9 protein-coding genes and 2 tRNA genes are annotated in these 14705 nt (G+C 50.5%); 4 read left to right on the plus strand and 7 right to left on the minus strand.

The features are described 5' to 3' along the window. Positions 1–43: 43 nt before the first annotated feature. From IE065_RS01425 to IE065_RS01445, 5 genes are all read right to left on the minus strand, one after another. Positions 44–2782 (minus strand): [protein-PII] uridylyltransferase family protein, encoded by a 2739-nt coding sequence (locus tag IE065_RS01425; protein WP_189511086.1) that lies wholly within the window; start codon positions 2780–2782, stop codon positions 44–46. Positions 2783–2880: 98 nt separating this feature from the next. After that, positions 2881–3702: an acetolactate decarboxylase gene (gene budA, locus IE065_RS01430; RefSeq protein WP_189511088.1), complete on the minus strand. Its 822-nt coding sequence runs from the start codon at positions 3700–3702 to the stop codon at positions 2881–2883. A 4-nt stretch (positions 3703–3706) separates the two neighbouring features. Next, entirely contained in the window at positions 3707–4813 is a 1107-nt protein-coding gene (locus tag IE065_RS01435; protein WP_189511090.1) for a hypothetical protein, read from the minus strand. Positions 4814–4959: 146 nt separating this feature from the next. Then, entirely contained in the window at positions 4960–5481 is a 522-nt protein-coding gene (locus tag IE065_RS01440; protein ID WP_189511092.1) for a response regulator, read from the minus strand. A gap of 31 nt (positions 5482–5512) precedes the next feature. Next, a complete protein-coding gene (locus tag IE065_RS01445; protein WP_189511094.1) occupies positions 5513–6673 on the minus strand; it encodes a type II secretion system F family protein in 1161 nt (386 codons plus the stop codon). A gap of 118 nt (positions 6674–6791) precedes the next feature. Between IE065_RS01445 and IE065_RS01450 the strand changes: the two genes are divergently transcribed. Next, positions 6792–6866, plus strand: a tRNA-Gly gene (locus tag IE065_RS01450). Between the two features lie 472 nt (positions 6867–7338). Here the strand turns inward: IE065_RS01450 and IE065_RS01455 are convergent. Next, positions 7339–7623, minus strand: a complete 285-nt coding sequence (locus tag IE065_RS01455; protein ID WP_189511096.1) for a hypothetical protein — start codon at positions 7621–7623, stop codon at positions 7339–7341. Between the two features lie 140 nt (positions 7624–7763). Further along, positions 7764–7838, minus strand: a tRNA-Arg gene (locus IE065_RS01460). A 1309-nt stretch (positions 7839–9147) separates the two neighbouring features. Between IE065_RS01460 and IE065_RS01465 the strand changes: the two genes are divergently transcribed. From IE065_RS01465 to IE065_RS01475, 3 genes are read left to right on the plus strand one after another with little or no spacing between them, the layout of a single operon-like run. Next, complete coding sequence (locus IE065_RS01465) at positions 9148–9810, plus strand: hypothetical protein (RefSeq protein WP_194499995.1); 663 nt, start codon at positions 9148–9150, stop codon at positions 9808–9810. 52 nt (positions 9811–9862) lie between these two features. Continuing rightward, positions 9863–10858, plus strand: coding sequence for a hypothetical protein (locus IE065_RS01470; protein ID WP_189511099.1), 996 nt, complete (start codon positions 9863–9865; stop codon positions 10856–10858). A 31-nt stretch (positions 10859–10889) separates the two neighbouring features. Then, positions 10890–14690, plus strand: coding sequence for an Ig-like domain-containing protein (locus tag IE065_RS01475; RefSeq protein WP_189511101.1), 3801 nt, complete (start codon positions 10890–10892; stop codon positions 14688–14690). The last annotated feature ends 15 nt before the right edge of the window (positions 14691–14705 follow it).

Consider the following 14705-nt stretch of genomic DNA (forward strand, 5'->3'; position numbering starts at 1 on the left):
GAACTTATATAACCTTGCCAGAAAGTGGCGCATCTGCACGCGATTAAAAAGACGTCTCTTTCGCCAATGAATCCTTCAGCCAATAAGTGAGCGTACGGCGATTTTCCGCCAGTATTTGGAGGTAGCGCCGCCAGAATTCTGAAAGCTCCGACGGACCAATCCAAAGCGCAAGTGTCCGTGCAATCGCATCATCGTCTGGTAATTCCGTGACAGGCTGAAAATTTTGTCGGCGCAGGTTGAACTCAATCAATCGCAAGGCATTCCAGTTTTCAATTAACTGATCGGCGATCTCATTGCCCATAAGCCCCTTAGACGCAGCAACAAGGAAGCAGGTCCGGGCGTGGGGCTGCCGTAATTCGGGCTCGTGTGCGCCATACATCAGGGCCAACAATTCAGCCAAAAACTCTAAATCAAGTAGACCGCCAGGACCCGTTTTAAACGCGCGCTGAGGCGGGGATAGCTCCGCGGGCTTATCCCTTTCGATCTTAAGGCGCATGCGCCATAAATCACCTGCCTCCTCTGCGGGCAATACCGTCCGGTAGAGCAATTCATCCCGCCACTCGTTAAATGACGCTTGGTGAACCGCAGAGCCCGCGATCGTCCGCGCCCGCACCAAAATTTGCTTTTCCCAACGCTTCGCTTGCCCCGAGGCGTGATACTTGATCAGCCCTGACAGTGTCATCGCCAACGGGCCGACATCGCCATAAGGCCTTAACCTTAGATCAATCTCAAACATTGGCCCTAGCCCGGCATTGTACGTGAGCAGTGCCAGCCATGCCCGCAGCTTCGCTTGTTCTTTGGGGCTCAAGGGCTCCTCTGCCAGCAAAAGCAGGTCAAGATCAGATCCCAAAGACAACTCCTCAGCACCAAACTTCCCCAACGAAACAACCATAACCGACTCAATTCCAACGCTTTGCATCGAATCCAAAACCACCGCCTCGGCCAACTGGCTCAGCGCCCAGCCGACCGACTCTAGTGTCACTCCATGAAGTAATTCCGCCATCGCCAAGCGCACCTGCTCGGCCTTTACGTAAAGCCAGAGCCGGTCAGCCCCCCCCCCCTTCTCGCCTTGCAGTAGTTCGATTTCCGCCCGACATTCATCACGCGACTTCAGCCGCCGAGGTGCCTCGTGGAGCAGTTCCTCCATCATTCCAGGATAGCGGCAAAGCAATTCATAAATGAAAGTGCTCCGGTCGAACAACAAACTCAGCGATTCAAAAAGTGCCGGATTACTGGAATCACGGAAAAAATGGCGCCGCGCGCCGTAGCTCTCCGCAAAACGGCCAATGCGCTCCAAGGTTTGCATCGGACGGGCAAGCCGAGGTAAAATACGATCAAAGTGCGCCGCCAAATCAAGGAAACGCAGCACCGAATCCCGCGTGATCAACCCTGGAGAATCTCCCAAAACAAAGCGCCGTAAACGTTGCTCAGTATCCTCAGAGTTCGGAAACCAGCCGCTCAGTAAATCGCTGATCCCCCCCCCTGGTGCCTGCCCCGCCAAAAACGACGTCCAAGCCTGCACCACGGTTTCCTGTGGGTCAGCCGCGAAACGCTCCATATAGCGTTGTCGCACGCCCGAACGCCAATGGTCCAGCTCGGCGACAAACTCATCCCAACTAGGCACGCCCATGGTTTCAATCAGCCAAAGCTTGTCTTCCACCGAAGTCGGTAGGCTATGACGAGGCCTTTCACCACGCATTTGCAGACGGTTTTCCAGCAAACGCAGCCGGCGATATGCGTGATCGAGGAAGCAGGCGTCATCGGCCGTGAGCACGCCATAACGAGCCAGCTTCTCCAGCCCCTCAATCGTGGAGCAGGTTTGTAGGAATGGATTACGGCCACCATGCACCAATTGAAGCGCCTGCACAATGAACTCGATCTCCCGAATGCCACCAGGCCCAGTCTTGATGTCCAACGCAATCTTATCAGCTGGGACCTCAGCCTCAGTGCGGATTTTTACCCCGGCCACCTCGTTCATCACCTTGTGCGGCGGAAAGCGCGGGTATCGGAACGGGTTGATCTCCTCCAGTACGCCGTGACCAAGGGCGAGGTCCCCCGCAACAGGCCGGGCGCGCAGCCAAGCAAGTCGCTCCCAAGTCTGCCCCGCATCCCAATAGTAGTTAATCAGGCTGTCGGCAGTACGGACCAGCGCCCCCCCCTCCCCATCTGGACGCAGGCGAAGGTCCAAATAGTAGAGCTGCCCATCGGGCGAATTCGCCGTCAGGTCCACGGCTAGTTGACGAAAAAAGCGGTCATAGAATTCCCGGGATGTCACCGATGTGGTGCGCCCGTGCTTCCGGCAGAAGCCATTACCATCGATACTGAAAATGAGATCGATATCAGAACAGAAATTCAGCTCGCCCGCCCCCAGCTTACCCAGTGCAAAAATACAGTAGCGCGTGGGCTGACCAGTCTCCTCACAATAAGGCTCTCCATAGCGCTCACGCCACTCCTCAAGCCGCCAATCACACAAGCGACGCAAAATGAATTCTGCGAGCATCGAAAGCTCTCGCCAACTTGTCGCCACATCCGCCAGTCCATTGACCTCTCGATAGGCAATGCGCATCGACATGCGCCGACGAAACTGTCGTAACGCGTCCAAGCTAAAGTCCCCCTCACAAAACCGCCGTCTCCAGAGATCTTCCAGCGAGCTGTAGCGGTACTCAAACTCTCGGTTCTTCGGCTTGTCGAGCCAGTCAATCCAGTCTGGATGCAGTCTTAATTGCTGCGCATAGAAAGGTGACGCAGCCTGCAGGCGCTGGATGCGATTCTCTACGGACATAAGCCCGCAAGTCTATCCAGACCTTTAGACGTGGAAAGACGAAACTCCCGTCATGAGGAAAATTAATCCAAGGCGTAGTGCTGGGGCAGCAAGATGAGCTAATCCTCCGTGCGCAGACGTTCGACCTTATCCAAGTCCTCTTGCCGATCAGGTGTCAGGTCGACATTCGCAAAGACGGCGTCGCCGGGCAGTCGAAGCGACAGCTTATCCAGCATCTGCCAGGCAACCGTAACGCCCGGCAGCCCCGTACTACTGAAATCCAACACATGGCCACCAAACTGGCGGTCCTGGCTTATGAAATGAAAATGCCAGCCCGGCACATTCACCCCGCGCGTATATGGCGGGCAGTAAAAGCCGACCATTGTGCCCTCAATTTCGGCAAAATTGAAAATATTCTGATCGGCGACAACCTCCCCCAGTGGCCGATAGGGGGGGGACTGGCGCGGCACACTGCGGGCCTTAATCGTGGTGAACTTGCCCTCCAATTTCACCGCGTAAAACTGGTTTTCGCTCAATGGATCAGGAGGGTAAAGATAGTCGGCATCCGTTGCCGCAGAGAGTGTTGTCCAACGACCCTCGAACGCGTGAAAGGAGTCAACGGGCCAGAGCGGGAACACCATCTCCGGCATGAAGTCACAGACAACTGCAAACGGCGTATGAGCATCGTCCGGCATCACGTGGACCTCTCCTTCGTGCGCGATCTGATAAACCACGCCATCCAGCATGACGAGCTCGCCATCCAGCGCGTTAAATGTGCCCAAACCGGTGTCGCCAGCCGCCTTCAGTTCACCAATATTGGTCGGTCCATCATAGATGCCAGCCAGCAATGCATCAATTACCGAAAACTGAGCCAACGTTCCCTTTGCCAAAAGCAGCGAAGAGAGCGTTAAGCCAATTAATGTCAGTCCAATGCAACGCATTGGATTACATGCCGCTATTGTCTGGGACAATAACTTCTTCCTCTTCTACTTCCATCTCCATACCACCCTGCATCTGCTGCATCATAAGCATTGGCAGCATCATAAGCATTTGCTGAGACTCGACGGCGGACATTTCTGTATCGAGCGAAATCGTGTCGCCATTTTCAGCAACCTGCAAACGGGTGATGAACGGCATGAGCATCATCATCGGGCCTTGCTCCATCGGCATCGCCTTCAGTTCGGTCACGGTTTCGTTCAAATTCGTGTAAGCACTTTTCGCCGTATCGGCGCTCTGGAATTTCATTCCGCTGAGGATCTTAATACCATCAGAAATGTTGAGCCCAAAGGTGAATTGCTCGGCGTCTTTAATGTAAGCTGCTTCGCCTTCATCTTCCATGTTTTCCTCGGCTTGCTTGATCAAATCAGCCTTCCAAGCCTCCGAAGGAGAAGCAAGCAGCGCGATGTTTGGCATACTTGGGACGAGTGATTGCGCTACTGCAATTGACTTCGGGAGCGTGCCCTTTTCATCGGTGAGCGCCTTGGTCACAGCAACATCGCCACCTACAAAAATCATCGTCTGTCCAGTGGAAGGCAGAAAGCCAACCGTCATACCATTCGCATCAGGCGACTGATAAACCACACCATTGCCAACTGCCTTCTTCTCGGTTTTGGCCATTTCGTCAGGCGCGGTAATGCTCTCAACCCAAGCCTGAAATTGCTCCTTCGAGATACCCTTGTTTAACTGGAAGGCCATAATCATGCCCGACTGATTGATCTGTTCCTTGCTCATCTCCTCTGCACCATTCATCTGCTGAAGCAGAGCGACATCACTTGTGGAAACCACAAATCTGCCAAGATCGTCAGTCGTCGCGCCCGTAAATTCCGTCAATCCCATAGCAAGCGCCTTTGGGTTCTCGGAAGGTGAAAATTGCTGCATCATCTGCTGCACTGCCATGACCAGCGGAGAAGCCAGCAAGGACTCTAGATCCGCAATGAAGACCATCTCTGCGTCAGGGTTGACACCTGCATAGTAAGACTCAGCAACATCGGCGCGAGCCGCGCTAAAGAGCATCGTGACAGCAAAAATGGATGAGAAGAAACGGTTACGCATAGCGGCGAACCATAGCATAAAAATCGAACTCGACGAGCGAATAATTCGTTGACTCCGCAATCCTCGCATTTCTTGGCAAACTAGACCATCGTGCTTATAAATGAATCACCATTGTTGGTGCTGATCGACTGCTTGCAATTTTGGTTTCAGGTAATCTCCACTCCGAGGATTCCCTCTGCTTTTTCCCTATCCCCACCGCAAACATCGAGCACAAAGCCGACATAGTTTTCTTCCGCCAGTTGGAGGTGTTCCGCGAGCGAGGGCAAACCTTCAATATCAGCTTCCTTCAGTTGAGGACGGCGAACCTTTGACTCTTCATACGCCTTTTCGACCGCTACCATTAACGAATCGATCTGGATCGGTTTTTCAATCACCAGATAGATGCCAACATCGAGCGCATCATGGGCCAGATCTTCGCTCGTAAAACCTGACATGAGTATAATGACCACATTGGGGTCTGTGTTCAGTAACCGCCTGCTAAGCTCCAGCCCATCCATGGGCTCCATTGCGTAATCAATTAGAACAACGTCAAACCGACTTTGCCGATAGCGCATGAGTGCTTCTTCGCCGGAGGAAGCCCCGGCGCAAAGATAGCCAGTAGCACCCATAAGCCCGGTAAGCATTTCATGGATAGCGGGCAAATCATCGACAATTAGCAAGCTTGGCATAAGTTCACAAAGGGTATGGAGCTACATTTCATTATCCACCGACCACGCTGGAAAGCTGGAAGATCGGCAAGAACATCGCCATAACGATACCACCAATTACCACACCCAACACACAGATCAAGATTGGTTCCATCAAAGATGTCAATGACTCCACAATATTGTTCACCTCTACATCGTAGAAGTCGGCAATCTTGTTCATCATACCGTCAACGTTACCCGTTTGCTCACCAGCCTTGGCCATATGCTTGACCATGGAAGGGAAATACGGTGTATCCGCAATGACTTCCGATAACTGGCCCCCTTGACTGATGTGACGGCTAAAGCTAAGGCAGGCCGCCTCAATGAAGGTGTTGTTCGATGCGCTGGAACAAATTTCAAGGGTGCGGAGGATCGGCACGCCGCTTCGTAGCAGAATTGCATAAGTGCGGCAAAAACGAGAGATATTCACCTTTTGAGATAAGTTTCCGATAATCGGCAACCTACTAAAAAAGACATCCTTGGACCGTCGACCACGCGGAGTCGCCGTCACCCGTTTGAGCGTCCACACCAATGCGACGCCACCGAGGATGATCCAGTGGATATTGTATTTCATGAAGTCCGAAATATCAATCAACAACTGTGTCGGCTTGGGTAACTCGGCACCGAAATCAGCAAACATTTCCGCGAAAACGGGGATAACAAAAATCAACAGCACGTTAACCAAAATCACTGCCAAGCTGATAACCGCGATCGGATAAGTCATTGCACTCTTGACCTTCTTCACCAACGCCAATGATTCCTCAAAATACATCGCCACCTTGGCCATAATGTCCGCCAAGGCACCCGACGCTTCACCAGCCTCGACCATGGAAACGAACAAGTTGGGAAAAGCACGTGGAAATTTGCGAACCGCATCCGAGAACGCTGTGCCGCCCGCGATGTCGTTACGAACATCTCGAATGATGATCTTAAAAACGGGATTTTCCGTCTGGTCCTGCAAAGCTTCCAGCGCACTCACCAAAGGCAAACCGGCCTCCAACATGGATGAAATCTGCTGGGTAAAAACAGCTAATTCATCGAGTTTGATCTTCTTGCGGTGGGCTTGTTTTTCGTAAGCTTTTTGTTTGGCCAGTCGCTGCGATTCGGCAAACGAAACTTTTTTCTTGGAGCCAGCGGACGAAGAACTCGCCGCACTTTGACTTAACATCGCCATAATTTTGCAGGATCAAAGGTTCAGTAAATGCAATAGCAGTAAAAAACAGCAAGATCGCTATTTTATTAAATATACTTGACCCACTTAGGTAACAAGGTCAAGCCTTCGCCTCTTACTTGCGGGTGTAGTACAACGGCTAGTATATGAGTTTTCCAAACTTGGGATGAGGGTTCGATTCCCTCCACCCGCACCAAGTTTCACTTTGGTCAAGTCGTGGCAATCGGCGTCAAGCCACGAAATATCAACGGTTTGCGAAATTTCCTTGCCGTCGCTTAAATTGCTAAACTGTGACAGCAAACGCCCCTGAAAGTCTATATTTTGTGGGGCTATTTGTGGGGCATGTGCTTTAACCCTCTCTTTACAATCAACCGGTTCACCAAGCCAAGGCAGGGTCCCAACCGCATTAAATGTCGGAAGCTGAGAAGCGTCTGTATAGACTTGCTTGGGCCCCACCTTTCGGTCCATGTTCAATGACTATAATCTGACTGACCGTATCCACTTAAACAGAGCCGCTTGCCAAGTTAGTCTGGGCCTTTAGAAAGGACACAAGCTATGAGAGGCAAACCATGCAACCGCTCCGTTCGCCCGGGCAACAGAGGCAAGTTGCCCCTGGCACCTCGATAAAGGCGTTCTGCAGACTCCAGACATTGCGCGACGCAAAGGCCTTATGGCTCGCTGCCGCCGGTTCGACCAGTGGCTTCGGTAGAGCCTGTTGATTGAATTCCCGTCTGACGGATTTCGATTGCCCTTTGACACAGGCAATTGAGCGAGAAGAAGATTCTGAAGCAAACGAAAACCAAGAACAGTCTTAGGATCGCAAAGGTTCTTTCACCTAAGCCAATTTCTAACGCGGTGCCGTTCAGCAGAATATTCCGTTCCTCATGGATACGAGGAGCATAGAAAGATAATGCCTCGCCACTGAATAATTGGAAACGAACGAGATTAGTCACCGACTTTGCTCCTTTAGACAAATCCGTTGCATTTTATTAGCACGAAATCGATGCATTTACGCGTTTTCATACTCTATTATAGAGCAATTTTAAAAATGACAAAGTTAGAACTAAATAGCTTAAAATCAACATCTTACAGATGGTGCCCCCAGTGAGACTCGAACTCACATTAACGGTTTAGGAAACCGCGGTTCTATCCATTGAACTATGGGGACCCTTGGTTATCAATTGTTTATGAACTATAGCTGTGGAATTCTTGTAAAGTTCTACCAAAAATTCTACTTTGTGTCTTGGCATCCACTTATGTTCTTCAAAACGCCTTGAACGCTTAAAGATGAGTAGTTGGATGGCAAGTGCATACGTTTTTGAATTGTCGTAAAAATCCCTTGGCAAATTTTTTAAAGTATGATCCGCTGGATGGGGATTGCTTTTGTTAACCTTGGCTTTACGTGACATTTTATGAAAAAGTCGACAACGAGTAAGTAAGGTCAATCCCCAAAGCAAACTCGGATCGAGGCAATGCATTGTGTCGACCCCCACCTTGCACTGGTTTTTGATTTGGAAAGCACACTCAAGTGGGAAGCTAAGGTTCTTGTGCAGCATATAGAGGCTTTCAATATCCCAGGGAGGATGAAGGGTGAAGGTAAGGATTGCTTTTGGATCAAAAACGTTGAGGCCATAGGAAATTCCAATTTCTTTGGTGGACAGATCGAGGAGGTCATTCGTTCGCTTCGTTAAATGGCTCTATCCCTTTGATTTTCAGTCGACTGACATCGCAAGCGTCAGCTTCGACGATCGCCTGCTAGTTCCGAAAGTGTCCAGTAAGCATGCACGGTCATGCTTTCTATACAGGGAGTTTGAGGAACCATATAACCTATTCGTAAATGGTCCATGTTCGGCCTTTGTTGATCATTGCCTCCAAACCTCTGACGGAAGCTTGAGGGTGACCAAAACTCTCTACAGTGAAAAAAAGGCTGACACGATAGATGAGAAGAAATACCTCATGCTCGCTTGTATGAGGATTTCAGAGAGGGATTTGGACTCTGAGGATTGGCTGAGCATAACAGAGTATCCATCGAGCGATTCGACGAGTCCACGTATGTAGGCATTAGTTTACTCCTTGGTTAATGTTCATAGTCCAAAAAGCATTCTGCCGCATTCGATTATCTTATGCGCTATGGACAATCAGAGCTGAAGGATGGTTGGATGAAATTGAATGTATTGTATTAATTTACTGTCACATTACTGTGGAACAAGCGAATTTTATTGCTGACATGTAGTATTGGCTTTTTCTTAAGGAGTTTCCAATACACATCATTGGTGGATTTTGGAAGTTGGGGCTGAAATGCGCTGCGAGTGGGAGTGAATATTAACGAATTTAGCGATAAATTAATTAAGGCTATATGAAATGATGGGTTACAAATTCCATCGAACATTACTAAAATGACATAACAACACATGCGCCAGACCTCTAAGCATTTTTTAACACAAGTATTCGCATATTTTTTCTTATTGATGGTCCAGGTGGCCAATGTAAATGGGGATACGTATTCGGAGTTTGAGGCGGCAAAGGCAGAGCTGAAGGCTGCTCAAGACGCCTCCGAAGAGGCGCATATACAGCTTCGTGAGCAAACCAAGGAGCTGTCGCCTGAGGCGCGCCGTGAAGCAGTCAAAGAGTGGGAGCAGGAACGTGGTCCTGACCGGGTGGAGCTGTTACGGCTAAAGGCTCAGGTGAAATCGTTGAGCCTGGAAACATCGAGTAGAACTTTCATGCCGGAAGCGGTTGTTGCCGACGCTACGGATGAGGAGCGTGATTTAATTGTGGCCCGCAATGCTTTCGAACAAGCCAGATTCAATCAAAGGGAAGCCCTCCGCAATGCCAGCCCGGAGGAGCGTCGAGCGGCTTGGAAAGCATTTGATCGTGCGCATCAGATTGAGATTGTTGAGTTGCGCGCAATGATTACGATGGCAAAGGGCCAGCGCAAAAGTGCTCAATCAGCGCCAGCTTTTTCTATTCTGGACCTGCCTGCTGGGCTGTCTGTTGCCCAGACAGATCGCCGCGTAGCTGAATACAACTCGGACAAGGCTTTCTTTGAGTGGCGTGAACAAATTAAAGACTTTTCCCCGGAATCACGCCGCAATGCGGTGAAGACGTTCGAGGCGGCTCAAGCCCCTCAAGCCGAATAATTTAAAATGAAGCCCGTTTAATCTTACCAACCAAATGAAAATTTTATCTACAATGAAAATATCATCCGTCACCCTCGCCGCCCTGCTTTTGCCCGTTGTCACCTTAACTGCTGGAAATTATGGCGACGTGATTGAAGAGCTGCTCAGCGATCCCAATGATGCGGGTCCATCCCTTCTGGTGGATGGTGATTTGGTGGTTGGGGATGAGACGGCTCCATCTCACAGCATCGACACCGTCCTGTATGGCGGATTGTCAGTCATTGGAAATCCCACCCTCAATGTCGTTGTGTTTGGCGAGTATACGAGCGAGGCAAGCAATGGCATGCCTGAGGGAGATGGTCGGCGTTTGGTTTGGCACACGGGAAAATCGGCTTTTCGCGTCGGTAAAGTGTTCGACGGTAGCTGGGATAATTCTGAAATAGGCGACTTTTCCATCGGCATGGGCCGCAATGTCAAGGCGACCGCTTACAATACGTTTGCGGTGGGCGAGGATGCCCGGGCGACCGATTTGCGCGCGATTGCGATAGGCAACGCAGCATGGGCAACGGGAGATCGGTCCATCGCTTTGGGCACGTTGGCTAAAGCCGAGGGGCCCAAAGCGTTCGCGCTGTTTGGCTCAGAAGCCAACGCGCCTGGTGATGGTCAAACTACTGGTTATTCTATCGCCATGGGGCTCAATTCGGAGGCCAGGAATTCGCATGTGATCGCGCTTGGTCATAACAACTATGCTGGCGGTCTGGCTTCATTCGCAATCAACGAAGACACAATCGCCACTGGCAGTTACTTATTTGCGAGTGGGTCTGGTACCAATGCGAATGCTTACGCCTCGTTTGCGATCGGCCAATATAATGTCGGTGGCTTTAGCTCCACCAGTGGAGATACTGCGTGGGACGATGCTGATCCGCTCTTTGAAATCGGCATCGGCGACGATGATCAAAATCGCGCTAACGCCCTGACCATTTACAAAGATGGAAAAGCTGAGTTCAGTGGTGCAGTTATGATGACTCAAGCCCAAGGCGACATCGATATGGGTACATACGGCAATTAGCAGCGCCGATACGCAATCCTTTAGAAAAATCATGAGACTATTCCCTTTCCTCTTCTTATTGCTTTGCGCAGCATCTGTGTTGAATGCTGGGCCTACTTATCCAGCGTGGTGGCTTAGTGAGGGAGTCGTGGCTAGTCAACCGCCTCCCGCACCTGGAGAGGCCGGTTATGATCAGGCAACTTACGATGCCTGGATGGCGAGCAACTATGGGGTCGCGAACCTTGGGCAGGCGAAGAATTTGGCGCATGCTGCTTATGATGCGATGGAGGCCGCCGAAACCGGTTCGGCAGGAACTACAATCTCAACGATGGTGGGTAATTTCTCTACCGATCCAGACGACAACTACGTCGCTCTAAACCTCGGTCAACTGAAGGCAATTGCTGCCCCCTTTTACGAAAGAATGCATGCAGTCGGTTTTTTGGTAACCCTGACCGATGGCACCGTGATTACTAGTGGCGATGAATACCCGTGGAATCCAACGACCCCAGTTTCTGAAAACTATGCTCTAGCGAATCTGGGGCAGCTTAAGCATGTGTTTTCCTTTACTTTAGATGGCTGGCCGCCTAGTGCAGGAGCGGATATCTCGATCATTTCCCCAACCAGCGGCACCTCAATATTAGAGGGTGAATCAATCAGCATAAAAGCATGGGCGACTAACGTAGGTGCTGAAATTGATCGGGTTGAGTTTTACGTAGACGATGTGCTTCAGTATGAAACAGGTTATGCGATTGATGATGTCTATACGTGGACATGGTATAACGCGTCGTTAATTAATGATTCAGATACTGCTCACGCGTTAAAAGTGATCATGGTGGATGTTAATAGCTATCAAGTCGAGTCGGATACGAGCACTTTGAATGTGTATTTAGACTCAGATAACGACCATTTACCGGATTGGTGGGAGATGTCCAACTTTGCAAATCTGGATGAATTCCCGGATGGTGATCCCGATCAAGATGAAGCAACCAATTTATTTGAGTATGTGAGTGGTACCGATCCTAACAACGAACTGGATGACCCAGCCAATGCTGATTCAGTTGTTGCTTTGGTCGCGCCACTGGATGGCGACTCAATTTTAGATAAGCAATCAATGATAATTAGCGCAATGGCGACTGATAACGATACAACAATCGAGCATGTAGAATTCTACTATGATGCAACTTTGATTGCTAGCGTCTATACGCCGACGTCTGAGGACGTCTACACGTGGAATTGGCATAATTTACCGATGATTGGCACTGACGCAACTTATTCACTAACTGCTGTTGCGGTTGATATTTATGGCCACCGGGCAACTTCCTCTGCGATCAATTTAAGTATAGAAGTAGATTCGGATGAGGATGGCCTTCCGGATTTTTGGGAATTGGCCAAATGGTCTAATTTGGATCAGGACGGCTCGGGAGACCCGGATAATGACCAAGCCAATAATTTATTTGAGTTCACACATGGCACAGAACCGCATGTTGCCGATACCCCCTACCTTAATGCGCTCTCCCTCGTGAGCGTTGACTCTCCACAGGATGGAGACAAGTATTTTGTCGGTGAGTCTCTGGAGCTGACAGCCACGGCAACCGATTCTGATACTTCCATTGAGCGCGTCGAGTTTTACGCCAATGCACAACTAATCGGAACGGATTACTCGCCCAATCCAAACAGCGGGTATTCGTTTAATTGGGCTGATCTCCCTCTGGAGAGTGATGCGGATACTACCTACACGTTTTTTGCGCGAGTTATTGACGAATATGGCCATCTGGTTGATTCGGCCAACGTGAGTATCACCGTCTGGAAGGACACCGACACAGACGGCCTACCGGACACTTGGGAAATTCAATATTTCACGAACTTGGATGCCGACCCCACGGGCCATTCGGATGCGGATAAGGCCAATAACCTCTTCGAATTCCTCAACGGGACAAATCCCGTGATCGAAGATATCCCCTCGCCCAACGCAGAATCTGTCATCACACTGATTTTGCCTTCACCCACCGGCTCGCAAGTCTGGCAGGACGAATCCGTGGAATTGGCCGCTACAGCAATGGATGCCGATACCGAGATTGATCGCGTGGAGTTTTATTACGATGACAATTTCATCGGTGCGGTTACTAGTCCAATTCAGGGAGATCTATATTACATGCTTTGGAATGATCTGCCGAACCTTGGGAATGGGCTGGTGACAACGTATATTACCGCGAAAGTCATCGATGTTTACGGACACAGGGTAGATGCCTTGCAGGAGGCCCCATTAGACATCCGCGGTGACGCCGATGGAGATCGCTTACAGGATGATTGGGAGATCACTCATTTTGGTGTCATCGATCATGATCGACAGGGAGATTTCGATGGTGACGGTTATCTGAACGGCTTTGAGCATGATAACAGTACGGACCCGACCGATAACAACGATTACCCCTTGGATAATCCATCGGTAATCGCCCTCGTTTCCCCGCTGGACGGCTCTACTGTATGGGAGGGTGAGGCCGTATCGCTGAAAGCTTCGGCCACCGATAGCGATTCCATTTTGGATCGGGTTGAGTTCTATGCAGACGGGACGTTGCTTGGCATCGACTTCTTGGCGGCCAACGACGTTTACGCCTACAACTGGAAAAAGCCGACTGCTGATCTCAATGACGGCATTACAGCGCGCATCATCATCGCCAGAGTTTACGATAGCTTTGGCCATTCAGTGGATTCGGGCGCCATCACACTGAACGTCATCGAGGACAAGGATGGGGACCACATGCGCGATGATGACGAGCGATATTACTTCGGTGGATTGTCCCAGGAGCCGAATGGTGACTTTGATGGTGATGACGCCTCGAACCGATTGGAGTTGGATGCAGGTAGCGATCCAACCAATATTAATGACACGCCCGGCGGCTCGCCTACGGTTATTGCCTGGAATTCTCCGATTGACGGCGATATTGTCTGGCAAGGCGATGCGCTCAACTTGGTGGTTGCCGCCAGTGATGCCGACACGGCCATCGCTAGAGTCGAATTTTACGACGGTGCTACGCTATTGGGCATCGATGTTGTTCCGGAGAATTCGTCTAACTATTCCATTACCTGGAGCCCTCTGCCTGCGCAGACTTCTAGCTTGAACTCACATACATTGACTGCGCAAGTGGTTGATGCCTACGGCAGCGTCACCGTTTCCAGCTTGATTTCGATCTCCATTCAAGGTGATTTAGACCTCGATGGCCTAGGTGATGATTGGGAGCTGCTGCATTTTAGCGACCTCAATGAGACTCCTGAGGGAGATGCGGACTCCGACAACGTGTCGAACCTAGCAGAGTATCTGCTGGGCTTTAACCCGAATGATACGGATAGCGACGATGATACGATCTTGGACGATGCCGAAGACCGAGACGGCGATGGCGCCCCCGATGGTTGGGAACTATTCTACGGCGATTTCGCTGATTATGAAACCGCTGACAGCGGTCGTGACCCCGATGGCGACACCCTCACCAATCTCCTAGAGTATCAATACAATCGCCATCCCGGCGTTTTTGACTCAGACCTGATTGACCTCGACGATGATGGCCTGCTCGATCGCTGGGAGCAAAAAATTATCGATGCTGGCCTGACGGATCAGGATAATGACGGAGATGTCGACTTTTATGATGTCCTCGGGATGGACGACTTCGACGGCGACGGCGACACCAACGCTCAAGAATACGCCAATGGAACCGATCCCACAGATAGCACCAACAGCATAACGGACGACCCGGACGCTGATGGCCTGGGCTCGGACGCTGAACTCCTGCTGCTGACGCATTCCCTTAAACCAGACAACCCAAGTGTTCAATTATCAGCAGCACCTGTACAAAATTAATTCATCTTTTCGAGA

Origin of the sequence: Cerasicoccus arenae, assembly GCF_014651635.1 — a bacterium.
In the GTDB taxonomy this organism is placed as follows: Bacteria; Verrucomicrobiota; Verrucomicrobiia; order Opitutales; family Cerasicoccaceae; genus Cerasicoccus; species Cerasicoccus arenae.